This is a genomic window from Mitsuokella sp. UBA4253 (assembly GCF_002395285.1).
GTDB classification, from domain to species: domain Bacteria; phylum Bacillota; class Negativicutes; order Selenomonadales; family Selenomonadaceae; genus Mitsuokella; species Mitsuokella jalaludinii.
In genome coordinates this window covers 107847-129051 of record NZ_DGWR01000012.1, presented here as the reverse complement: position 1 = coordinate 129051, position 21205 = coordinate 107847, and the positions used below count along the sequence as shown (strand labels likewise).

Below are 21205 nucleotides of genomic sequence, written 5' to 3'. Positions count from 1 at the left end.
CCCAACTTGGGTACGGGAGGTGGAAGCAATGCCGGCGGCAGCAAGAAAAGGAGATCAAGAAACCGGAACGTGTGATTTGGGCTTACCGGACTGCCCGCATAGCCGAACGGGGACAAATGCCGTGGTGTCCGGAGATGTGTTCATCAACGGATTGGGAGCGCATCGGAAAGGCGATACGGGCCCATGCAACTGCCCGCATGGTGGCACGTTTGCTACCACAGGCGGCTCGGGGACGGTATTCGTCAACGGGCGGGCGGCTGTTCGCATTGGTGACGCCACAACATGCCAGAGCTGCGGTAAAGGTGGAACGCACACGACAGGGAGCGGAAATGTGTTCATAGGAGGGTGATCATGTCATTTCTATCGGGGATATCAGGGAGCTACCAGAAGAAGCTGGCAGCCGGACTATCCATGTTGCCGGGGGATTGGCGCGGGAAGCTGTCATCTTGGGGATTGTCGGCACCAATCGGCTCTCTGGGCAGTATTGTTTTCGAGGTGTCGAGTCGCAAAGTACGCACATTCCGCGACCTGAAGCGGACACACAAAGCCAGGTTCGCGACGCATAACTTGATTGGGAATAAGCCGATGCTGGAGTATATAGGCCCGGATGTGGCAGAAATCACCTTCACGATGCAGCTATCAGCGTCTTTAGGTATCAATCCGACGGCGGAGGCTGACCGAGTAAGGAACTTATGCGAGTCAGGCGAAGCCATGTATTTTGTGCTGTGCAATCAGACTGTAGGACAATATCCGTGGGTCGTCGAGAGTGTAGGGGAGTCAGTCGATACGATTGACAATAACGGTCGCGTCATCATGACACAGATTGATGTCACGCTGAAAGAATACGTTCCGTCATCACCGGCAGCAGGGGCAGTGCAAGGAGGGGTATGATGCAGCTGGACATTACCACAGAACAGCAAAATATCAATTTTGCGCCGAAAAGTACAATGGAAGAAGTAGCCCAGAATGTACGCATGGTGCTGACTACGTTGAAAAAGACCGTCCCGATGGACCGGGAGTTTGGCGTAGATGGAGAGTTGATTGATTTGCCGGTGGCCGCTGCCCAGGCGCGTATGACGGCCGAAATTGTCGATGCGGTACATCGGTATGAGCCTCGCGCGCGGGTGGTGTCTGTCGGATATGAGGGCAGCGAGCAGGATGGAGAGCTGCAGGCGAAAGTGAGGATTGAGGTTGATGGAACTTAAAAACCTGCCAGATATCATATTTGCAGAATCAGACCCACAGACGATCGAGGGAAACATCATAACGACCGTCGAGGGGCTGCTTGGGCGCAAACTGGCCCGCGCAGACCCGCTACGACTCTTCCTTCGGGGCATTGAAGCACTCATAATCCAGCAAAGGATATTGATCGACGCGACAGCCAAGCAGAACCTCTTGGCTTTTGCCACTGGCGAATACCTTGATCATATCGGTGCGCTTACCGGCACATATCGCCTGCAGCCGTCGGCAGCTACAGCAACGATTCGCCTGCAAGTATCATCGGCCAGAGGAGCAGCCACCCTGATACCACAAGGAACACGTGTGACGGCAGGAGATGGCACCCTGTTTGCCTTGGACGATGCGGCGGTCATAAAATCCGGCGAAATGTCAGTGGATGCAAGAGCTACATGTACGGAAACGGGGGCGAAAGGGAACGGATACTTGGCCGGAGAGCTAAACAGACTGGCTGATCCGGTGCCGTTTGTCGCAACGGTAAAAAATACGACTGCCAGCGCGGGCGGCGCGGATGAAGAGGATGATGAGAGCTTCCGGAAGCGAATCCACGAAGCGCCGGAACGGTATTCGACTGCTGGCCCTGTTGGAGCCTACGAATACTTTACGAAAGAGTCGAGCGCTTTAGTAACAGATGTATCAGTAGATAGCCCAGCACCGACGGAAGTGGTTGTATACCCTTTGCTGACGGGGGGAGAAGTGCCTGGGAGCGAGCTGCTGGAAACAATCAGCGCGGCGCTGAATAACAGGACGGTACGCCCGCTGACGGATAAAGTGACCGTAAAGCCTCCGACGAAGGTGACGTATAACGTAACAGTGTCTTACTGGATTGACAGAAGCGATGCAACCGAGGCGGCGAACATCCAGCGGGCGGCGCAACAGGCTGTAGCAGATTATGTGCTGTGGCAGAAGTCGAAGCTGGGGCGGGATGTAAACCCTACGGAACTTTACTACCGACTGCGCAGCGCTGGCGTCAAGCGGGCGGAAATCACAGAGCCGGAATACATGGCCATCACACGTGCGCAGGTAGCTGTAGCGGGCACGATAGGCGCAAGATTCGAGGGCTTGGAAGATGATTAAAGACTTAACAAGCATCAGCCTGCTTGACATTCTGCCAAGCAATCTGCTGGAGGATCCGCAAGTGTCAGCGGCGGCCAGAGCCTTAGATGTGGAGCTGCAAGCGGTGACGAGGGCAACGGCAGAGACGCTGCATTTACCGCGCCTGGATGAGCTGCCGGAGACAGTGGTAGACCTGCTGGCTTGGCAATGGCATGTAGATTTTTATGAGCCGCTAGGGCTGGATATTGCAACAAAAAGGCGGCTGGTTAAAGAATCGATTGCCTGGCATCGAACTAAAGGAACACCGGCGGCGGTCGAGAAGATGCTTAAAGCAGTCTGGGGAAGTGCCCATATTGAAGAGTGGTTCGAGTATGGCGGCTCACCGGGATGTTTCCGCGTCGACATTGCGACGACAGAAACGATACGAGAAGCAGATATACCAGTTGTCGCGAAGGCCATTGACACGAATAAGAACGCGAGGTCTTGGCTGGATGTTGTTAATTTTCGACGAGAGACAGAAGGAACGGCTTTTTTCGGTCAAGTATTATCACAAGAAAGTGCCTACGAAATCATCCCGCAGCCCATCCAGAACGCGCAAACTTCCACGGCTATCTACATTGGCGCAGGACTCACCATGGTGAAGTCGGAAGAAGTTGCGCCGAAGATCGCAAGCGACAGCACGGTGAATGTGCCAATAGGGATGACATCTATCCCTTATGTATGCAAGACTAATGAAATTTAGAAGGAGGAAAGGATATGGCGAACTGGAGCGGCGGCGTACTGACCGCAGCAGGCCGCGCCCTGCAGCTGAAAGTAGAATCTGGCACCAAGCTCGAACTGACAAAGATAAAGCTGGGCGACGGGAATGAGACGAGCGCGGAAGTAGACAATCTGACCGATCTCGTAAGCGCGAGGGCGGAATTGGCAATCAGCGCAGTAAAAGTGTCGAACGGACTCTGCAAAGTGACGGGCGTCATCCTTACAACAAATGTTGAAACGGGATTTTACTCGCGCGAATGGGGGCTTTTTGCAAAAGACCCGGATGCTGGCGAAATCCTGTACATGATCAGCCTGGATAGCAATCCAGACTACATCCCGCCGAAGAGCGCAGAACTGAAAGCGTCGGCGACGTATGCGATGAACATCGCGGTGCAGAATGCCAGCACCATCAAGGTAACGATAGATCCGGCCGGACTGGTGACGAATGCGATCCTGGCGGACAGCTTGGGCATTGTGCTGCGGAACACGGCCTACAAAGCCGGGGACTTGCTCTATGACACGCAGTTGCTACAGCACAACTTCAGGCTTGAGTGCGTGACAGCTGGCACGACCGGAGCAACATTGCTTGACTTATCGGCGGCAAAGCTGGGAGATCACATCAAAGACGGCTCGGCTGAATGGGTCGTGAACCGCCTTTACACATCGGACGGCGAATTTTTTGACATAAATGACACTGGAGACATCGAGCCGGCAGATGATCCGATTTACTCCGTGAATTTTGAGCTTGATGATAGCGGCGATATTATGCCGAGAGCATAAGAAAGAAGGAATAGCATGACAACGAGAAATTTTGTCCCGCGGGCGGCTGGAGAAGGCAGCTTGGGCACAGAAGCAAAACCATGGGGGAATGTATATACGAAGAAGCTGGTCACACCGGACGGCGACATCAACAAGAACATTGATGTACGATCAAGCATCATCACGGCAACGTCACCGGCATTTTACGAGCGTGCGTCTCTGCCAAAACCGGCACAGACAAAGATAACGATTGCGCCGACTTGGATTAACATTAATGGCGCGGGTTGCGTCTCTGCTGCTGACTGCGTACTGGACTTAAATTCTGCGACAGCTTGGGATAACGGCACATATGCAACGGCGGCCAGCCGCGCGGGTAAAGATTTCTATATTTATGCAGCAAAGCCACAATCTGGCAACGTACCCGCTTTTGTACTGTCGGCAAACGCCACCTGCCCGACTGGGTATACTGCAGGCAATGTCCGCCAGATTGGCGGCTTCCACTGCCTTTGTAAGTCCGTGGGCACGATCAGCGGCCACGCTCTTTCGGGGTACGTGACCGGCGACATCTTGCCGGCATCCGTGTGGGACCTCAAGTGGAGGGCAATCGCATCGAATGCCGGAATGGTGTGGTGTGGCACAGCTTGGGTGGACATCTACCTTGCAGGATGGGATGGCTCGAAGCTTGTATCACAGTACGGCGCTACAATCCAGGATGGCTATTCGCCGGTGCCGTGGCATGGCGAAAAATTCGTAGAATACTTCCACAAGCTCGGGAAGCGACTTATCTGGCGCGATGAATTTGTCGATTTTGCAAAAGGCTCGAATGAGAAAACCAACATTGCGGGCTCGGCTGATCCGGGCACGACCGGAGGCCATGTAGATACCGCAGGCCGACGTATGATTTCTAACTACGGCGTAGAAGATTGCGTAGGCGTGCAGTGGCAGTGGTGTGGCGACATCTCAATGGTGCCAGCGAAGGCCGGAGCATCAAATCTCGTGGCAAATGATACAAGCTATTATCTCGAAAATTATACGTGGGATCCAGGAAACAGAGTAGGAGACGCGGAAGTAGATGGCGACAAAACAAAGTATGGCAATACATGGGGCGTTGGACCTGTTCGCTTGCTCGTCGGTGCGGACTGGGTTGACGGGTCGTCTTGTGGCTCGCGGTCGGTCCATGGTCTTAGCCTGTCGGCTCGCCGGATTGTCAGCAACGCTGGTCGGGGCGCGTCTGAGCTGAGGTCGGCGGCTCTCTGATCGCTGGCCTCTGGCCGCCTGGACGACAAGCCGAACCGCACGTAGTGCGGTCGCAAGTCGCTCGCGCAAAAATTTCATAGGCTTCTGTGCTATCGCTTGCTCGTCGGTGCGAACTGGAATGACAGGTCGTCTTGTGGCTCGCGGTCGGTCAATGGTAATAACCTGTCGGCTAACCGGAATGACAACAACGCTGGTCGGGGCGCGTCTGATATGGGGACCTATTTATATAGGCTATATCCGTCTAGCCAAAACTCCTCAGCTGAGTACAGAGGCCTTGCTGGATGATTTTTGAAGGCAGAACACACAACGGAGATTGCCCGCGGGCTAGTGTAGAGAAATCGAACGTCAGCGGGATTAAAAAATGGAGAATCAAATGAAACGCTATGGGAATTTATACGACAAGATAACCGATATGGACAACTTGCGAGTTGCTTTTTATAAAGCAGCGCAGGGAAAACATTATCAGGATAAAGTCAAAATTGTGGAAGAAAACTGCGATGAATACCTTATGCGCTTGAAAGAGATGCTGGAGAACGGAACCTATCATACATCTCAATACGCTACCAAGCAGATCTATGAGCCAAAAGAGCGGACAATTTATATTTTACCGTTTTACCCGGACAGGATTGCGCACCATGCGATCATGAACGTTTTGGCACCAATCATGGACAGCTTTATGATTTACGACAGCTATGCTTGTCGCAAAGAAAAGGGACAGCATGCAGGAAGTAAAAGATGTATGCAGATGGTGCGCCGGAATCTGTACTGTCTCAAGTGTGATATATCGAAGTTCTACCCATCAATCGACCACGATGTCCTGAAAAGTATCTTGGAGCATAAGTTTAAGGACAAGCGTCTCATAGCACTGCTGAATGAGATTATTGATAGTACGAATACACAGACAAATGTCCCGATCGGGAATTACTTGAGTCAGTGGTTCGGGAACCTGTATCTCAATGAATTGGATACGAAAGTGAAATATGAACTTTGCGTAAAGGATTATATCCGCTACTGCGACGACTTTTGTTTCTTCTCACTCGATAAAGAAGAGCTGCGAAGGATTCGCGCATGGCTGCCGAAATATCTGCAGGACACACTGAAATTGAAGCTGAGTAAGTGCGAGCTGTTTCCGGTATCTCATGGTGTCGATTTTCTCGGCTATCGCCACTTCCCACGCTACATACTTGTGAGGAAACGGACGGCGAAAGGCATCAAGAAGCACCTGAAAGAAACAATGTACCTTTTGAAGCATGGGAGAATCAGCAAAGACCAGGCACTTGCTAAAATTGCATCGGCAAAGGGATGGATCAAGCACGCAAATAGTCACCATTACACGATGGCGACTCATATTGACGACTTGTGGAAGGAAGTGAAGCGCTATAAAGAAGTTCAGTGATTTTGCAAAAGAGGAAACTGGCCTTGATGGAGATAAAATCCATATCTCTGAATTGTTCAACCGCGAGATTATCGTTAAGGCGTGGCGAAAATTTGATAGCCGAGCCGTCCAAGGAAAGCACTGTGTGGAATTGCAGATTGAAATCGATGGACGCACATACGTAGTATTCACCAATTCTATCATCCTAGAACGCCAGATTGAGCAATATTCTGATCAGCTTCTTTTCGTAACAACAATCAAGAAAGTAAACAGTTATTACACATTTTCATAAGGAGTGATATTCATGGGAAATTTACCAGCATCAAGCTACCCGACAGAACTGAAGACAAGAGAAGACTATGATTTTGTCCGCCAGAACTTTGATTTCTCACTGTGGAAAAAAGATTGGCGTGCGCTGCTCTTTTGCAAGACCTGGCACACGTTGAAGACGTCGGATAGCCTGGACGGGCTTATGCAAGACAGCACGCACCGCGTCATCAAGAGCCAGTCGCCAGCCGGGGCGTCATATGTAGAGCAGGAATATGTAGATGATCCAAGCGCGAAAATCAACCTTTTCGGCCTGACACAGGACGAAGTGAAACAGATCCTTATTGATGCCGGGGATAGCGTGGACGAGCTGAACGAACTCATGAAGAAAGATGGGTATGCGGATGCGGTTACGTCGGAGATCGTAAAAAATGATACCAGCGAAGAGGCAGCAGCGAAACAAGCAGAGCTTGATGCAAAGTATGCCGCGAGCAAAGCAGAGCTGTACAATCAGTACGTAGACGCCGCCATCCATGCCGATACGGAAACCCAGGAAAGCATCAAAAAGCTTATGACTCAAATCGACGCCCAGTATGACGCCGAATATGCCGCAACCAAAGAAAAGTGATGAAGGGAGATTATAGAAATGGCCATCAAGATGATTTACCGTTGTATCAGGTGCCGCAAGCCGCTGCGTGATGACGGAACGTGTCAAAACGATAAGTGTGTCAGGTATACACCGGAAGACGATAAAACCGAGGCTTCGGCTGATTCGGGTACTACGGCTACAGATGCCGCCAGTACTGAGAAGAAGTGAATATTCTTGGGAGGTAGTGATGGGTGGACGATAGGGAATTTTGGATTACCCTTTCAACGAAAATTGCACGAATTGACGAACGGACAAAAAGGATTGAAGACGAGCTGAAGGGACTGCCGGAAATGAGGGACCGACTCACGGCGGTGGAGCAGCGTGCAAAGTCAAACACGCACCGCCTAGACAGTCTGAAGGCCACGGCTGCGCTGCTCGCCACGGCCGCAAGCATCCTCATCAATCTGGTCGTTGCGATTATGGAATACGCGATGAAGGGAGGGTGACGCCATGAAAGAAGATTTCGCGAAATTCACGGCGTGGGCGCAGGAAAATTGGTTGGCGGTTATCATTTTCTTGAGTGTCATCATGATGCTTTTCCTTTGTGCTGTCATGGCGTCCTGGCTGTACGGCTATTGGAGCAATGCCCTGCGCGGGACAAAGTTTGATCTTGGCAGTTGCTGGCAGGGGATCACGGTCGTCGCTACCGGCCTTGCCGGTATTGTCGGGCTTGGGAAGGCAGCTTGGACAAAGTACGCGACGGACAGCCAGTACAACAGCACGCCGGGGCAGCCGATTGATCGCCGCGCTTTGGTGGAGCAACTGAGAAAGGAAGTAAAAAATGGCTAAATATTTTTCGGTTGAGGAAATGGAATGCAAGTGCTGCGGACAGCTGCCGGCAGATGGAATTGATGAACGTCTGCAGAATGTACTGGATGCCATGAGGGAAAGCGTAGGCGGCCCATTGGTGCTGTCTTGTTGCTATCGTTGCCCATCTCATAACGCCGAAGTCGGCGGCGTGCCGGGAAGCCAGCACGTCTATGGCCGTGCCGCGGATGTTATTTGTCCGGATGGCATGAGCGTGGACGAACTGGCAAACATCGCCGAAGAATGCGGGGCGGATGGCATCGGACGCTATTACAGTGCCGGTTTTGTGCATGTAGACACCCGTGGTTATGCAGCACGCTGGGAGGGCTGACAATGGAAAAGACAGACCTGGTAAGAAAATACGAAGCAGGCGGCGACCCCGGTTGTGTATCATCTGGGACGGGCGACCTTGGCGGCAGATCATACGGCATCTATCAGCTTTCCAGCAATATGGGGGCCGTGAACGCCTTCCGCGAATGGGCTTGTGATTACCCAGACGATGACCTGGCAAATTACGGCAGGCTGCTTTGTGAGTTTGAAATTAATTCGCCGCAATTTGTGCGCTTGTGGCAGAAAATCGGCGAGAACGACCCGGAAGGATTCGCGAAACTGCAGGACGATTATGCCGTATCTGTCTATTACAATCCGGCCGCGGCTGTTTTGCGGGAAGCAGGATACGAGATCGAAACAAAAACGGCAGCCATGCAGGCGGTGCTTATGTCCGGGGCTGTGCAGTACGGTGCCGGCAACATGACGGAACTGTACACAGAAGCGGTACACAGTATGTTCAACGCAGAAAAGAAGGATTATAGCGGCTGGCCGAACCTGACGTATGTCAACGACAAAGCTTTTGATTATGACATGATTGCGGCAATCTATGATTTCCTGATTGGTGAAGCCGACAATGCTGTATGGACAGGAAAAGGCATGCATAGCCCGAAAGACTGGGTGAACGGCAGCCCGGACGTCGTGGCGGGGCTGAGAAATCGATTCGTGCATGAAAAAGCGGACGCACTGGAGGCGATGACATGACGAGTCTGCAATTCATCTTAATGTTGGAAGCATTTGAGGATTTTAAGGGCAAGGCGGAGGCGGCAGAGTTTCACGACGATAGGATCGAAGGGCTAGAGGACCATATCTATCAAGAAAATCCAATCCCGCAGCCGAAGAAAATGGAAGTATAGGAAGGGTGGAATCATGGATGCAAAACAAAAAGTCATTCTTGCTTGCCTTGTTGGCCTGCTTTGCGCTGGCGTGGCCTGGTATCTCTTCAGCGTCCCCGGCACAGGCCCAACAGACAGTTACCATGTCGAGGACGGATTTGATCGAACTGCAAGAGAACAACAGAAAGCAACAGATAGCATTGATGCAGTCAGCCGAGGCCTTGAAGAAAGCACAGGATGCGCTACAGACATCGGCACAAGCATTGAAGCAGACCAGAGAAGAGCTGACTCAATCCAAAGCCGAAACGCAGAACTTGAAACAGGCATTGACAGCATCACAGAGCGAAACCGCGCTGCTCTTGAGCGACTTGGAGAAGCAGAAGCAAGAAACGCAGACGCTGCAGCAGCAGTTGCAGACGCTGCAGCAGCAGTCACAAGCGGCCGGGAGCTCACTCGCCGAAGCGCAGAAATACTTGGACGATACCAGGGCGGAGTTCCTAAAGAACGAGAAAGCTCACGAGAAGACAGAGCGGGGGCTGAAGAATAGGATTAAAGCATGGCAGGCAGTAGCCGCGATTCTGTGCGGAGTTGCTATCACAAGATGAAGAAAGCCCCTTGATCAATAAAGACCAAGGGGCTTTCTCTCTATTATGCAACAATCAGCTCTCGCGGATATTCGCGCACGATGCTGATTCGCGTCTTGCTGGTGCGCTCGGGCAGAGTCGAACTGCCGCTTTCGGCTCCGGAGGCCAACGTCCTATCCACTGGACTACGAGCGCGATTCGTTCACTGGGAACAAAAAATAGTATATCATGAAACGCACCAGCTTGTCAATTTGAGATGCGCATCGTCAGGGGTCTGTGCGCATGCTGCGGCCTCTGCTGCGGCCGTTCTCGATGAAGTCGCAGACGTGATCGGTCAGCGCGGCGAGCACGAAGTAGAAGAGGACGCAGATGACGAAAATTGCGAGCGGTGCGGCTGCGACCATGATGGCGATCTCGAGGATGTGGTAATCCACGCGCAGGCGGATGTACTCGCAGAGGAATGCAGCGAGTGTGATGAGCAGGTAGCCTTTTGCCCAGTCCATGCTAGTCTCCTTTCTGTTGGTCTGTCGGCCCGTCGGCCGACACTTGCATAAAACATCGTGTCTGTCTTTTGAAAACGTTTTCATTATAGCACGGAGTTTCCCGATGGCAAGGACAAAATAGCGATTTTGGGGCAGTGCGATGAAGAAAATCCAAGTAAGAAAAAACCGCCCTGTCAGTACGCGCGATACTGAGGGGCGGTCTTGCTGCGCGGTCAGCGCTTGTGGTTCTTGAGGAAGTTCTCGATGCGCGCAAGCGCCTCGGAGATCTTGTCGATGGATGTCGCGTACGAGCAGCGTACATGGCCCTCGCCGCAGGCACCGAAGGCGGAGCCCGGGATCAGGGCGACGTGCTCGGCCTTGAGGAGTTCTTCGGCGAACTCGTCGGAGGTGTAGCCCGTGCTCGTGATGTCGGGGAAGATGTAGAAGGCGCCCTTCGGCTCGAAGCACGGCAGGCCCATCTTCGTGAAGCCGTCGTAGATCAGGTGGCGGCGGCGGTCGTACTCAGCGACCATTTTCTTCATGTACTTCTCGCCGTGGCGCAGCGCCTCGATGGCCGCAATCTGGGCTGTGATCGGCGCGCAGAGCATCGTGTACTGGTGGATCTTCGTCATGGCGCTGATGAAGGCCTTGTTGCCGAGCGCATAGCCGATGCGCCAGCCCGTCATCGCGTAGGCCTTCGAGAAGCCGTTGAGGAGGATCGTGCGCTCCTGCATGCCGGGCAGGGAGGAGAAGCAGACGTGCTTCTCGCCGCCGTACGTCAGGTCGCCGTAGATCTCGTCGGAGATGACGATGAGGTCGTGCTTCTCGGCAAAGTTTGCGATGGCCAGGAGATCCTTGCGCGTCATGATGGCGCCTGTCGGGTTGTTCGGGTAGCCGATGAGCAGGGCTTTCGTCTTGGGCGTCACGTGTTCTTCGAGCTCATCCGGCGTGATGCGGAACTCATTCTCGATCTTGGCCGGCACGGCGACGGGCTTGCCGCCCGCGAGGATCGTGCAGGCCTGGTAGGAGACGTAGCACGGCTCAGGGATGAGGACCTCGTCGCCTGGCGCGAGAATGGCGCGCATGACGAGGTCGAGCGCTTCGCTGACACCGACTGTCACGAGGATGTCGGTGTCGGCATCACACGAGCAGCCGTACTCGTCGGCGTAGTGGCGGGCAATCTCCTCGCGCAGCTCGGGCAGGCCGCGGTTGGCCGTATACGAGGTGTATCCCTGCTCGAGGCCGTAGACGCAGCTCTCGCGGATGGACCAGGGCGTGACGAAGTCTGGCTCGCCGACGCCGAGTGAGATGACGTCTTCCATCTGCGCGGCGATGTCGAAGAACTTGCGGATGCCCGACGGGGCGATGGCATTGACGCGCGGCGAGAGGCGCTCCTGCCAGTCGTTTCTCTTCTCGATCATGGTGTCACCACCAGTCTGCGGTCGCGCTCTTCGTCGTTGATGATGACGCCGTCCTTCTTGTAGGGCTTGAGCATGAAGTGGCTGCGCGTCTGCGTGACGCCCTCAATGGTGGCGAGGCGCGTCGCGACGAAGTTGGCGACATCCTTGAGGGATTTGCCCTCGATGATGACGAGCAGGTCGAAGCTGCCGCTCATGAGGTAGACGGTGCGGACCTCATCGAAGCGGTAGATGCGTTCTGCAATGGCGTCGAAGCCGACCTCGCGCTGCGGCGTCAGGTTGATCTCGATGACGGCCGTCACAGTGTCCGTGCCGAACTTCTCCCAGTTGATCAGCGTGTTGTAGGACAGGATGATCTTGTCCTTCTCCAGCTTCTTGATCTCCTGCTCGACTTCGTACTCGCTGCGGTGCAGCATCGAGGCCAGCTCGTTGACAGGACGGCGCGCGTCGTGCTCGAGGAGCTCCAGCAATTCTTTCATGTAAAATCCCCCTTGCTATCTGGAACCTGAGTGAAACATCGTGTGAAATCAATTCGTAGAAATCAGAATAATTATATCATATCTGTACCATGAGGGAAAGCAAGAATGAATCATGAGACAATCCTTTCCACTCGATAGAGACAAATGGAGAATGGCATGCGGTCAAGCGTCTCTTTGCGAAAAGATTAGGAAGCCTTCTTGCAATGGCCGTTCACTTTCGGTACAATAAACCGTAGAAGGGGTCCCATCCGCGAGGTGGCGATCCTTGGACGAAGTGTTCCCGATCTGTTTTGCGTTTGGAGGAAAAAGCACTCATGACGGTAAGAAGAATTTTCGTAGAAAAAAGACAGGGATTCGACATCCCGGCTCAGCAGCTCTGCGACGATCTGAAGGAGACGTTCCATCTCGATGGCCTCGAGGCGGTCCGCATCATCAACCGCTACGACATCGAGGGCCTCAGCGATGAGGAGTACGAGAAGGTCAAGTTTGTCGTCTTTGCGGAAGCACCTGTTGACAAAGTCTATGAAGAGACGCTGCCAGCATTCAAGGATTCCCGCATGTTTGCCGTCGAGTACCTGCCGGGCCAGTACGACCAGACGGCAGACTCTGCGGCGCAGTGCGTCCAGCTCGTCACGCAGAAGGAGCGTCCGCAGATCGCCACGGCACGCGTCATCGTGCTGACGGGAACGGTCGATGACAAGGCGCTGCAGGAGATCAAGGATTACTGCATCAATGCCGTCGAGAGCCGCGAGGCGTCGCTCGAAAAGCCGGAGTCGCTCGACATGGTCACGGAAGAGCCGGCCGATGTCGAGGTGCTGACTTCGTTCAACGCGATGAGCGAAGACGAGCTCCATGCGTTCATGGATGCGCGCGGCTTTGCCATGAGCTTTGAGGACCTCAAGTTCTGCCAGGAGTACTTCCGCGACACGGAACACCGCGCGCCGACGATCACGGAGCTGCGCGTCATCGACACGTACTGGTCGGATCACTGCCGCCACACGACGTTCACGACGGCCATCGACGATATTACGATCGAGGACGGCTACTTCTCTCCGGCACTGATGGCAGCTTACCGCAAGTACAAGGAAGACAGAGACACGCTCTACGGCGAGGATACAGACCGCGCGGTCACGCTCATGGACATCGCCGTCATTGGCGCCAAGGCGCTGCGCAAGGAAGGCCTGCTCGATGACCTCGACAAGTCCGAGGAAATCAACGCCTGCAGCATCGTCGTCAAGGCCGACATCGGCGGCAAGCAGGAAGACTGGCTCGTCATGTTCAAGAACGAGACGCACAACCATCCGACGGAGATCGAGCCGTTCGGCGGCGCGGCGACGTGCCTCGGCGGCGCTATCCGCGATCCGCTCTCGGGCCGTTCGTACGTCTATCAGGCCATGCGCGTGACGGGTGCTGCCGACCCGCGCCGCCCGTTCAGCGAGACGCTGCCGGGCAAGCTGCCGCAGAAGAAGATCACGCTCGGCGCTGCTGCCGGCTACAGCTCCTACGGCAACCAGATCGGCCTCGCCACGGGCCAGGTCCGCGAGGTCTACCATGAGGGCTACATGGCGAAGCGCATGGAGATCGGCGCCGTCATCGCAGCGGCACCGAAGGAGAATGTCGTGCGCGAGCGCCCGGCAGCAGGCGATATCATCGTGCTCGTCGGCGGCCGCACGGGACGCGACGGCTGCGGCGGTGCGACGGGTTCGTCGAAGGAGCACACGGAAGAATCGCTGACGACGTGCGGCGCAGAGGTCCAGAAGGGCAATCCGCCGACGGAGCGCAAGATCCAGCGCCTGTTCCGCAACCCGGAAGTCTCCCGCATGATCAAGCGCTGCAATGACTTCGGTGCAGGCGGCGTCGCTGTCGCCATCGGCGAGCTCGCGGACGGCCTCGTCATCGACCTCGATGCCGTCAAGAAGAAGTACAAGGGCCTCGACGGCACGGAGCTTGCTATCTCCGAATCGCAGGAGCGCATGGCCGTCGTGCTCGACCCGAAGGATGTCGAGGCCTTCCAGAAGTTCTCGGATGATGAGAACCTCGAGGCAACGCCTGTTGCCGTCGTCACGGAGCAGCCTCGCCTCATCATGAAGTGGCGCGGCAACGAGATCGTCCAGATGAACCGCGCCTTCCTCGACACGAACGGCGTGCGCCAGCATGTCACGGCCGTCATCGCACAGCCGGACACGGCAAAGCGCTACCTCGCCGAAGTCCCGGCAGCAGTCAAGGCCTGCAGCTCTGACGCGAAGGCCGCGTGGCTTACAAACCTCCAGGACCTCAACGTCTGCAGCCAGAAGGGCCTTGCGGAGCGCTTCGACTCGACGATCGGCGGCAACACGGTCCTCATGCCGTTCGGCGGCAAGACGCAGCTGACGCCGGCCGAGGGCATGGTCGCCAAATTGCCGGTGCTCGGCGCAGAGACGACGACGGCGACGGCCATGACGTTCGGCCTCAACCCGGCCTTTACGGAGTGGAGCCCGTTCCACGGCGCCCTCTACTCGGTTGTCGAAGCAGCGGCCAAGATGGTCGCGCTCGGCGGTGACGCCGCGAAGATCCGCCTGACGTTCCAGGAGTACTTCGAGAGCCTCGGCAAGGACCCGGAAAAGTGGGGCAATCCGTTCGCAGCCCTCATCGGCGCTCTCTGGGCACAGCATGAGCTCGGCATCGCGGCCATCGGCGGCAAGGACTCCATGTCCGGCACGTTCGAGCACATCCACGTGCCGCCAACGCTCGCAGCCTTTGCTGTCGACGTCATGAAGGCCGACCGTGCTGTCTCGCCGGAGTTCAAGCAGGCGGGCAGCCGCGTCTACGTCGTGCCGGCCGAGAAGGACGAGCAGGACCTGCCGGTCTTCCCGAAACTGCGCGCAAACTTCGAGAAGATCCGCCAGCTCACGGCAGCGGGCAAGGTGCGCGCTGCGCAGAGCATCGGCGTCGGCGGCATTGCCGCAGCCGTCACAAAGATGGCACTCGGCAACCGCATCGGCTTTGCGTTCGCGAAGGAGATGACGGAAGAGCAGCTCTACTGCGCCGACTACGGCACGATCGTCCTCGAGCTTGCGGACGATGTCGATGTCTCGGCAGCGCTTGCCGAGACGGGCGCCTATGAGCTCGGCCAGACGACGGCAGAGCAGGAAATCCGCGTGAACGGCATCGCCGTCAGCATCAAAGAGGCAGAGAAGGCCTACACGACGCCGCTCGAGAAGATCTTCCCGACGCAGACGAAGAAGGTCAAGGGCGAGGTATCGTATGCCCCGTACACGAAGGGCAACGGCATCACCGCTGCGACAAAGATCGCTCGCCCGCATGTCATCATCCCGGTATTCCCCGGCACGAACTGCGAGTACGATTCGGCCCGTGCCTGGGAGCGCGCCGGTGCTACGGCCGAGACGATCGTCGTGCGCAACCTGACGCCGACGGCTGTCGAGGAGACGGTCGAGGCGCTCGTCAATGGCATCAAGCGCTCGCAGATCATCATGCTGCCGGGCGGCTTCTCCGGCGGTGATGAGCCGGATGGTTCCGGTAAGTTCATCGCGGCGATGTTCCGCAACCCGCGCATCAAGGAAGAGGTCATGGCACTCCTTCAGAAGCGCGACGGCCTGATGCTCGGCATCTGCAACGGCTTCCAGGCGCTCATCAAGCTCGGCCTCGTGCCGTACGGCGAGATCCGCGACCTCTCCGAGAAATCCCCGACGCTGACGCACAACACGATCGGCCGCCATGCTTCCTGCATGGTCGACACGCGCGTCATCTCGAACCTCTCGCCGTGGTTCAACAACGTCAAGGTCGGCGACGTCCACACGATCGCCATCTCGCACGGCGAGGGCCGCTTCGTCGCGGACGCCGAGACGGTCAAGAGACTCCAGGAAAACGGCCAGATCGCGACGCAGTACGTCGATGCAGCCGGCAATCCGTCGCTCGACATCCCGTTCAACCCGAACGGTTCTGTCGATGCCATCGAAGGCATCACGAGCCCGGACGGTCGCGTGCTCGGCAAGATGGGCCATTCGGAGCGCATCGGCGAAGATGTCGCCAAGAACGTCCCGGGCGGCAAGGATCAGCAGCTCTTCGAGGCTGGTGTCCGCTACTACAAATGAGTAGACGCTGCGCCGTCGGCGTGATACAATAAAGAATAATTGACAAATGCGGTCAGTGCCTACTGGCCGCATTCTTACTATCAGGGGGGCATCACTTTGGTTGGTATCGTAATCGTTTCACACAGCCAGAAATTGGCGGAGGGTGTCAAGGAGCTGGCGGAGATGATGGCAAACAACGTGCACATCGAGGCGGCGGGCGGCCTCGATGAAGGACTGCTCGGCACGAGCTACGAGCGCGTCAAGGTCGCCATCGAGGATGTCTGCGGCACGGATGGTGCCGTCGTGCTCATGGACATGGGCTCGGCCGTCATGACGGCCGAGCTCGCGGTCGAGGAGTGCCGCGACGAGGCCGTGCGCCTCGTGGACTGCCCGATCGCCGAGGGCGCCGTGCTCGCGGCTCTCGCTGCGGCGAGCGGGGCAGGCCTTGACGAAGTTGTGCGCAGGGCGGAATCATCTCGCCATATGGAAAAGATCGTCAGGCCGTGAGTCAGTCACAAACTCGATTTGACAAAGTTGATATAATGTATAGCTGTAAGAGTATACGTAACAGATGCCGCGCGCGCTCGGCATCCGTTTCGTTTGGGACCCATCGGCGCGCATCGGGAGGATGAGAATCATCGATTTCCAGGATTTGACGAAAGAAGACAAGCCGGTGCTGGACCGTCATTTTTCCAGCGGCTATTACGAGAATTCCCACTTCAATTTCACGAACTTCTTCATGTGGCGCGAGCCGTACCATGTCAGATGGGCAGAGGATGGCGATGTGCTCTACATGACGTGCGAGTGGGAAGGCGAGCTCATGGCCATCCAGCCGTTCTGTGCAGAGGAGAAGTGGCCTGAGGCGACGGCGAAGATTCTCTCTTATTTTGAAGAACAGGGCCGCCCCGTACTCTTCACGGGCATCGAGAAGGCCTACGCAGAGTTCCTCGAGCAGTACGACGGTGCCTCTTTTGAGATCGAGGATGACCGCGACAACTGGGATTACGTCTACGAGGCAGAGAAACTCATCAGTCTCTCGGGCCGCAAGCTCCACTCCAAGAAGAACCATCTCAACGCCTTCCGCAAGATGTACCCGCAGGCCGAGTACCTGCCCATCACGGAGGACATCATCACGGCCTGCAAGATCGAGCTCAACAACTGGTACAAGCTGCGCATCCAGGATGAGCCGGACGACCCCTTCATCGGCTGGGAGCGCAAGGCTATCCTCGAAGTCTTCAACGACTTCGACTACTTCAAGCTCAAGGGCGGCGCCATCCGCCTCGATGACCGCATCATCGCCTTCACGTTCGGCGAGGCGCTCAATGCCGATACGGCCGTCATCCACGTCGAGAAGGCGGACCCGAATATCCGCGGCGCGTACCCGGCCATCAACCAGGGCTTCGTCGAGCACGCCTGGAGCGCGATGACCTACATCAACCGCGAGGAGGACATGGGCCATGAGGGACTGCGCAAGGCGAAGGAATCGTACAAGCCATTCAAGATGATCGAGAAATTCAACGCACGCCGCAAGTGATCCGCCTTGCAACATGCGTTTGGATTCGCTACAATAAAGGTGTAAGTCTGTAAAAGATCGATTCATCAGGGGAGGTATTTTTATGGCAAAGCGTTTTTTCGTATGTGAGAAATGTGGGAACATCGTCGGGCTCATCAAGGACGCTGGCGGCCCGCTGAGTTGCTGCGGCCAACCGATGAAGGAACTCATCCCCAATACGGTCGATGCGGCTGCTGAGAAGCACGTGCCGGTCATCACGCTGGACCGCGAGGGCGGTGAGGTCACGGTACAGGTCGGCACGGTCGCACATCCGATGTTGCCGGAGCACTTCATCGAGTGGATCCACCTCGAGACGGAGAACGGCGCACAGATCAAGCACCTCAAACCGGGTGAGACGCCGGAGGCAGTATTCATGCTGGCCGGCGGCGAAAAGCCGGTCGCGGCGTTTGCTTACTGCAACCTCCACGGCCTCTGGAAGGCAGAGTTCCACGAGGACTGAGAACGGAGGTCTGAAGACGGAAGGCACGAAAAAAGAGGAAGGATCCCGTGAGGGTCCTTCCTCTTTTCTATGTCCTGCGTTCCTGCGTCAGCGTGCGCCGCATGTCCCTGTGACAGCATGGCAGTCTTCCTCGCGGTTCGTCAGGCCGAGCTTCGCAATCATGGCCATGTCTTCCTTGATCGTCGTGCCGGAGGTCGTGAGCATGTTGCCCGTGATTGAAGCCGAGGCACCGGCGCAAAAGGCGGTGGCGCCGTTTTTCGGCAGAAGCTTGCGCCCGGCGGCCAGGCGGATGTTGGCTGCTGGATTGATGTAGCGGAAGAAGGCGATCGTGCGCAGGATGTCCGCTGCCGGCAACTGCGCGCGGCCTTCCATGCCCGTGCCGGGAATCGGCATCAAGGCGTTGATGGGGATGGACTCGATGCCGAGCTCCGCCAGGGAGAGAGCCATGTCGAGGCGGTCCTCCCATGTCTCGCCCATGCCGATGATGCCGCCGGAGCAGACGCAGAAGCCCTCTTCCTGCGCCATCTTGATGGTCCGGATGCGGTCGTCGTACGTGTGCGTCGTGCAGATATGCGGGAAGAAGCGGCGGCTCGTCTCGATGTTGTGGTGGTAGCTCGTGACGCCGGCCTCGCGCAGGCGGCGCAGCTGGGCGCGCGTCAGCAGGCCGTGCGACGCGCAGAGGCCGATGTGGCAAGTCGCGCGCATGGCTTCGTACGTCTCGATGGCCCGGTCGAAGTCGCGGCCCGAGAGCGCGCGGCCTGAAGTCACGATGGCAAAGCGGTTAGCGCCGGCTGCCTCGTTCGCACGCGCGTGGGCGAGGATCGTCTCCTTGGGCAGGAAGGCGTACTCCTCGATGCCCGTGTGATGGCAGGCCGCCTGCGCGCAGTACTTGCAGTCCTCCCCGCAGCGGCCGCTGCGGCCGTTGATGATTGTGCAGAAGTCGATGTGCTTGCCGCAGAAATGCTCCTGGAGCAGGCGCGCGCCTTCCTGCAGCTCAGGGAGCGGCGCGGTGAGGAAGAGGGAGAGGTCATCCCCGCGCTCGATGCGATAGCCGGCGATGATCTTCTTGGCGAGTGACAGGCAGTCTGTGGACATGGTAGGACCTCGATTCGTATTGCTTCATGTATCCTGGATGATTATGGTCAACATTGTACGTCAATATCGGTTAACAGTCAACCAATTCGATGATAGTGCTTGACGATGGCACCGTTCATATTCATTGACAAATCAGGCAGGTGTTGTACAATGAAGCTATATCGTGAAGTATTGTCGCTATATTTAGTAGAAAGAAGCAGGTGAAGTATTTCTTTGCAGCAGGCATTGGAAAGACAGATTGTCTTTGAAGACCATAAAGAAGCATATGCACTTCTCGGGGACCGGGATGAATTCCTGCAAGTGTTCCGCGAGAGTTTTGACTGCCAGTTCATCAGCCGCGGTGAGCAACTCGAGATCCTCGGCGAGGCGGCCGAGGTGAAGATGGCCGCGACGCTTGTCGAAGAGCTCCAGTATCTCTACCGCCAGGGCACGACGATCACGATGCATGAGGTTCGCTACGGCATCGGGCTCGTGCGCGGCGGCAAGGGCGAGGCACTGCACACGCTCTTCGGCGACACGATCCTCGTGACTTCGCGCGGCCGCCATGTGCGCCCCAAGACGCTCGGCCAGCGCCTCTATCTCGACACGATCCGCCACAATTCCATCACGTTCGGCATCGGGCCGGCCGGCACGGGCAAGACATACTTGGCTGTCGTCATGGCTGTCGCGGCCCTGCGCAACAAGGAGGTGCGGCGCATCATCCTGACGCGCCCGGCTGTCGAGGCTGGTGAGCGTCTCGGCTTCCTGCCGGGCGACCTGCAGGACAAGGTCGACCCGTACCTGCGCCCGCTCTACGATGCGCTGCAGGACATCCTCGGCCAGGACAGCTACCAGAAGCTCATGGCCAAGGGCATCATCGAGATCGCGCCGCTCGCCTACATGCGCGGCCGCACGCTCGAAGACGCCTTCGTCATCCTCGACGAGGCACAGAACACGACGGACAAGCAGATGAAGATGTTCCTGACGCGCCTCGGCTTCGGCTCGCGCATGGTCGTCACGGGCGACCTCGGCCAGGTCGACCTGCCGCGCGGCGTCGCGTCGGGCCTGCGCGAGGCGAGCCAGGTTTTGAAGGACGTCAAGGGCATTGGCATCGTGCGCATGGCGCCTGTCGATGTCATCCGCCACGATGTCGTTACGCGCATCGTCGAAGCATACGGCGCGTGGGATGAGAAAAAGAAAAAAGAGAGAGAACGGCGCGAACGCGAGAACGAGAAGGAACGGGAGGCGCGTGTAAAGTGAACGTCATCATCAGCAATTATCCAGAGGATCTCGAAGTGCCGCAGGAATACGTCGAGAATGTGACGGCGGCGGCCCAGAAGGTCGGCGAGCTCTACGGCGTCGAGAACGGCGAGGTCAGCATCACGCTGACGAACAACGATTACATCCACGAGCTCAACCGCCAGTACCGCGGCATCGACCGCCCGACGGATGTCCTCTCGTTTGCGCTCAATGAGAGCGAGGAGCCGGAAGTCACGGGCGGCGCCGACCTCAATGTGCTCGGCGACCTCGTCATCTCGGTGGAGCGCGCCGAGGAGCAGGCCAAGGACTTCGGTCACAGCGTCAAGCGCGAGATGGCCTTCCTGACGGTGCACGGCATGCTGCATCTCCTGGGCTACGACCACATGGAAGAGGAGGAGCGCCTCGAGATGGAGCGGGAGCAGCGCTTCGTCATGGAGAAGCTCGGCATCCCGCGCGAATGACGCGGTAAGCATTGCATAAAGACCAATCGAATAGAAA

General features: G+C 56.6%; 25 protein-coding genes and 1 tRNA gene. 21 read left to right on the top strand and 5 right to left on the bottom strand.

Going from position 1 to position 21205, the window contains the following annotated elements; translation table 11 throughout:
* Positions 1–28 precede the first annotated feature (28 nt).
* From B2X55_RS10870 to B2X55_RS05845, 15 genes are all read left to right on the top strand, one after another.
* Positions 29–349: a PAAR domain-containing protein gene (locus B2X55_RS10870; protein WP_226867786.1), complete on the top strand. Its 321-nt coding sequence runs from the start codon at positions 29–31 to the stop codon at positions 347–349.
* Between the two features lie 2 nt (positions 350–351).
* A complete protein-coding gene (locus B2X55_RS05910) occupies positions 352–891 on the top strand; it encodes a phage tail protein (protein ID WP_226867787.1) in 540 nt (179 codons plus the stop codon).
* The gene (locus B2X55_RS05905; protein WP_286821288.1) at positions 891–1205 is read left to right on the top strand and encodes a GPW/gp25 family protein; all 315 of its coding nucleotides are present in this window, start codon (positions 891–893) and stop codon (positions 1203–1205) included. Before B2X55_RS05910 ends, B2X55_RS05905 begins: the two co-directional genes overlap by 1 nt.
* Positions 1195–2313, top strand: coding sequence for a baseplate assembly protein (locus tag B2X55_RS05900; protein ID WP_286821287.1), 1119 nt, complete (start codon positions 1195–1197; stop codon positions 2311–2313). Before B2X55_RS05905 ends, B2X55_RS05900 begins: the two co-directional genes overlap by 11 nt.
* The gene (locus B2X55_RS05895; RefSeq protein ID WP_286821286.1) at positions 2306–3034 is read left to right on the top strand and encodes a phage tail protein I; all 729 of its coding nucleotides are present in this window, start codon (positions 2306–2308) and stop codon (positions 3032–3034) included. The genes B2X55_RS05900 and B2X55_RS05895 overlap by 8 nt, the downstream gene beginning before the upstream one ends.
* Positions 3035–3048: 14 nt before the next feature.
* Positions 3049–3831 (top strand): phage tail protein, encoded by a 783-nt coding sequence (locus B2X55_RS05890; protein WP_286821285.1) that lies wholly within the window; start codon positions 3049–3051, stop codon positions 3829–3831.
* A 15-nt stretch (positions 3832–3846) separates the two neighbouring features.
* Positions 3847–5067, top strand: a complete 1221-nt coding sequence (locus B2X55_RS05885) for a hypothetical protein (protein ID WP_286821284.1) — start codon at positions 3847–3849, stop codon at positions 5065–5067.
* A gap of 373 nt (positions 5068–5440) precedes the next feature.
* The gene (locus B2X55_RS05880; RefSeq protein ID WP_286821283.1) at positions 5441–6463 is read left to right on the top strand and encodes an RNA-directed DNA polymerase; all 1023 of its coding nucleotides are present in this window, start codon (positions 5441–5443) and stop codon (positions 6461–6463) included.
* A gap of 283 nt (positions 6464–6746) precedes the next feature.
* Positions 6747–7337 carry a hypothetical protein gene (locus B2X55_RS05875; RefSeq protein ID WP_286821281.1) on the top strand — a complete coding sequence of 197 codons (591 nt, stop codon included), beginning with the start codon at positions 6747–6749 and terminating at the stop codon, positions 7335–7337.
* 311 nt (positions 7338–7648) lie between these two features.
* Positions 7649–7804, top strand: coding sequence for a hypothetical protein (locus tag B2X55_RS05870; RefSeq protein ID WP_226867796.1), 156 nt, complete (start codon positions 7649–7651; stop codon positions 7802–7804).
* Positions 7805–7808: 4 nt separating this feature from the next.
* Positions 7809–8147: a hypothetical protein gene (locus B2X55_RS05865; RefSeq protein ID WP_286821279.1), complete on the top strand. Its 339-nt coding sequence runs from the start codon at positions 7809–7811 to the stop codon at positions 8145–8147.
* Complete coding sequence (locus B2X55_RS05860; protein ID WP_286821278.1) at positions 8140–8496, top strand: YcbK family protein; 357 nt, start codon at positions 8140–8142, stop codon at positions 8494–8496. Before B2X55_RS05865 ends, B2X55_RS05860 begins: the two co-directional genes overlap by 8 nt.
* 2 nt (positions 8497–8498) lie before the next feature.
* Complete coding sequence (locus B2X55_RS05855; RefSeq protein WP_286821276.1) at positions 8499–9197, top strand: hypothetical protein; 699 nt, start codon at positions 8499–8501, stop codon at positions 9195–9197.
* Positions 9194–9349 carry a hypothetical protein gene (locus B2X55_RS05850; protein ID WP_286821273.1) on the top strand — a complete coding sequence of 52 codons (156 nt, stop codon included), beginning with the start codon at positions 9194–9196 and terminating at the stop codon, positions 9347–9349. The genes B2X55_RS05855 and B2X55_RS05850 overlap by 4 nt, the downstream gene beginning before the upstream one ends.
* 17 nt (positions 9350–9366) lie before the next feature.
* Positions 9367–9933, top strand: a complete 567-nt coding sequence (locus B2X55_RS05845) for a hypothetical protein (protein ID WP_286821272.1) — start codon at positions 9367–9369, stop codon at positions 9931–9933.
* Between the two features lie 99 nt (positions 9934–10032).
* Here the strand turns inward: B2X55_RS05845 and B2X55_RS05840 are convergent.
* The 4 genes from B2X55_RS05840 to B2X55_RS05825 all read right to left on the bottom strand — a co-directional run bounded on the left by B2X55_RS05840 (position 10033) and on the right by B2X55_RS05825 (position 12291).
* Positions 10033–10107: transfer RNA gene (locus B2X55_RS05840), tRNA-Arg, on the bottom strand.
* A 71-nt stretch (positions 10108–10178) separates the two neighbouring features.
* Positions 10179–10415 carry a hypothetical protein gene (locus B2X55_RS05835; RefSeq protein ID WP_226867801.1) on the bottom strand — a complete coding sequence of 79 codons (237 nt, stop codon included), beginning with the start codon at positions 10413–10415 and terminating at the stop codon, positions 10179–10181.
* A 212-nt stretch (positions 10416–10627) separates the two neighbouring features.
* Positions 10628–11815, bottom strand: a complete 1188-nt coding sequence (locus B2X55_RS05830; protein WP_286821271.1) for a pyridoxal phosphate-dependent aminotransferase — start codon at positions 11813–11815, stop codon at positions 10628–10630.
* Positions 11812–12291, bottom strand: a complete 480-nt coding sequence (locus B2X55_RS05825) for an Lrp/AsnC family transcriptional regulator (RefSeq protein ID WP_286821270.1) — start codon at positions 12289–12291, stop codon at positions 11812–11814. The genes B2X55_RS05830 and B2X55_RS05825 overlap by 4 nt, the downstream gene beginning before the upstream one ends.
* 314 nt (positions 12292–12605) lie before the next feature.
* Between B2X55_RS05825 and B2X55_RS05820 the strand changes: the two genes are divergently transcribed.
* The 4 genes from B2X55_RS05820 to B2X55_RS05805 all read left to right on the top strand — a co-directional run bounded on the left by B2X55_RS05820 (position 12606) and on the right by B2X55_RS05805 (position 18373).
* Positions 12606–16382 (top strand): phosphoribosylformylglycinamidine synthase, encoded by a 3777-nt coding sequence (locus B2X55_RS05820; RefSeq protein ID WP_286821269.1) that lies wholly within the window; start codon positions 12606–12608, stop codon positions 16380–16382.
* Positions 16383–16478: 96 nt separating this feature from the next.
* Positions 16479–16868 (top strand): dihydroxyacetone kinase phosphoryl donor subunit DhaM, encoded by a 390-nt coding sequence (gene dhaM, locus B2X55_RS05815; protein ID WP_036373598.1) that lies wholly within the window; start codon positions 16479–16481, stop codon positions 16866–16868.
* Positions 16869–16989: 121 nt separating this feature from the next.
* The gene (locus tag B2X55_RS05810; RefSeq protein WP_286821268.1) at positions 16990–17895 is read left to right on the top strand and encodes a DUF2156 domain-containing protein; all 906 of its coding nucleotides are present in this window, start codon (positions 16990–16992) and stop codon (positions 17893–17895) included.
* 82 nt (positions 17896–17977) lie between these two features.
* Positions 17978–18373 (top strand): desulfoferrodoxin family protein, encoded by a 396-nt coding sequence (locus B2X55_RS05805; protein WP_036373597.1) that lies wholly within the window; start codon positions 17978–17980, stop codon positions 18371–18373.
* Positions 18374–18460: 87 nt separating this feature from the next.
* Here B2X55_RS05805 and bioB read toward each other — a convergent pair whose 3' ends face one another.
* Complete coding sequence (gene bioB / locus B2X55_RS05800) at positions 18461–19468, bottom strand: biotin synthase BioB (protein WP_286821267.1); 1008 nt, start codon at positions 19466–19468, stop codon at positions 18461–18463.
* 213 nt (positions 19469–19681) lie between these two features.
* On the opposite strand from bioB, the gene B2X55_RS05795 reads away from it, so the two are divergent.
* Positions 19682–20707: a PhoH family protein gene (locus B2X55_RS05795; RefSeq protein ID WP_286821266.1), complete on the top strand. Its 1026-nt coding sequence runs from the start codon at positions 19682–19684 to the stop codon at positions 20705–20707.
* Positions 20704–21168, top strand: coding sequence for an rRNA maturation RNase YbeY (ybeY, locus tag B2X55_RS05790; protein ID WP_226867685.1), 465 nt, complete (start codon positions 20704–20706; stop codon positions 21166–21168). Before B2X55_RS05795 ends, ybeY begins: the two co-directional genes overlap by 4 nt.
* Positions 21169–21205 lie beyond the last annotated feature (37 nt).

What these genes read in the sequence shown, in the direction of transcription:
- B2X55_RS10870 (WP_226867786.1), top strand. Translation starts at nt 29, where the DNA reads ATGCCGGCGGCAGCAAGAAAAGGAGATCAAGAAACCGGAACGTGTGAT.
- B2X55_RS05910 (WP_226867787.1), top strand. Translation starts at nt 352, where the DNA reads ATGTCATTTCTATCGGGGATATCAGGGAGCTACCAGAAGAAGCTGGCA.
- B2X55_RS05905 (WP_286821288.1), top strand. Translation starts at nt 891, where the DNA reads ATGCAGCTGGACATTACCACAGAACAGCAAAATATCAATTTTGCGCCG.
- B2X55_RS05900 (WP_286821287.1), top strand. Translation starts at nt 1,195, where the DNA reads ATGGAACTTAAAAACCTGCCAGATATCATATTTGCAGAATCAGACCCA.
- B2X55_RS05895 (WP_286821286.1), top strand. Translation starts at nt 2,306, where the DNA reads ATGATTAAAGACTTAACAAGCATCAGCCTGCTTGACATTCTGCCAAGC.
- B2X55_RS05890 (WP_286821285.1), top strand. Translation starts at nt 3,049, where the DNA reads ATGGCGAACTGGAGCGGCGGCGTACTGACCGCAGCAGGCCGCGCCCTG.
- B2X55_RS05885 (WP_286821284.1), top strand. Translation starts at nt 3,847, where the DNA reads ATGACAACGAGAAATTTTGTCCCGCGGGCGGCTGGAGAAGGCAGCTTG.
- B2X55_RS05880 (WP_286821283.1), top strand. Translation starts at nt 5,441, where the DNA reads ATGAAACGCTATGGGAATTTATACGACAAGATAACCGATATGGACAAC.
- B2X55_RS05875 (WP_286821281.1), top strand. Translation starts at nt 6,747, where the DNA reads ATGGGAAATTTACCAGCATCAAGCTACCCGACAGAACTGAAGACAAGA.
- B2X55_RS05870 (WP_226867796.1), top strand. Translation starts at nt 7,649, where the DNA reads ATGAGGGACCGACTCACGGCGGTGGAGCAGCGTGCAAAGTCAAACACG.
- B2X55_RS05865 (WP_286821279.1), top strand. Translation starts at nt 7,809, where the DNA reads ATGAAAGAAGATTTCGCGAAATTCACGGCGTGGGCGCAGGAAAATTGG.
- B2X55_RS05860 (WP_286821278.1), top strand. Translation starts at nt 8,140, where the DNA reads ATGGCTAAATATTTTTCGGTTGAGGAAATGGAATGCAAGTGCTGCGGA.
- B2X55_RS05855 (WP_286821276.1), top strand. Translation starts at nt 8,499, where the DNA reads ATGGAAAAGACAGACCTGGTAAGAAAATACGAAGCAGGCGGCGACCCC.
- B2X55_RS05850 (WP_286821273.1), top strand. Translation starts at nt 9,194, where the DNA reads ATGACGAGTCTGCAATTCATCTTAATGTTGGAAGCATTTGAGGATTTT.
- B2X55_RS05845 (WP_286821272.1), top strand. Translation starts at nt 9,367, where the DNA reads ATGCAAAACAAAAAGTCATTCTTGCTTGCCTTGTTGGCCTGCTTTGCG.
- B2X55_RS05835 (WP_226867801.1), bottom strand. Translation starts at nt 10,415, where the DNA reads ATGGACTGGGCAAAAGGCTACCTGCTCATCACACTCGCTGCATTCCTC.
- B2X55_RS05830 (WP_286821271.1), bottom strand. Translation starts at nt 11,815, where the DNA reads ATGATCGAGAAGAGAAACGACTGGCAGGAGCGCCTCTCGCCGCGCGTC.
- B2X55_RS05825 (WP_286821270.1), bottom strand. Translation starts at nt 12,291, where the DNA reads ATGAAAGAATTGCTGGAGCTCCTCGAGCACGACGCGCGCCGTCCTGTC.
- B2X55_RS05820 (WP_286821269.1), top strand. Translation starts at nt 12,606, where the DNA reads ATGACGGTAAGAAGAATTTTCGTAGAAAAAAGACAGGGATTCGACATC.
- B2X55_RS05810 (WP_286821268.1), top strand. Translation starts at nt 16,990, where the DNA reads ATGAGAATCATCGATTTCCAGGATTTGACGAAAGAAGACAAGCCGGTG.
- B2X55_RS05805 (WP_036373597.1), top strand. Translation starts at nt 17,978, where the DNA reads ATGGCAAAGCGTTTTTTCGTATGTGAGAAATGTGGGAACATCGTCGGG.
- bioB (WP_286821267.1), bottom strand. Translation starts at nt 19,468, where the DNA reads ATGTCCACAGACTGCCTGTCACTCGCCAAGAAGATCATCGCCGGCTAT.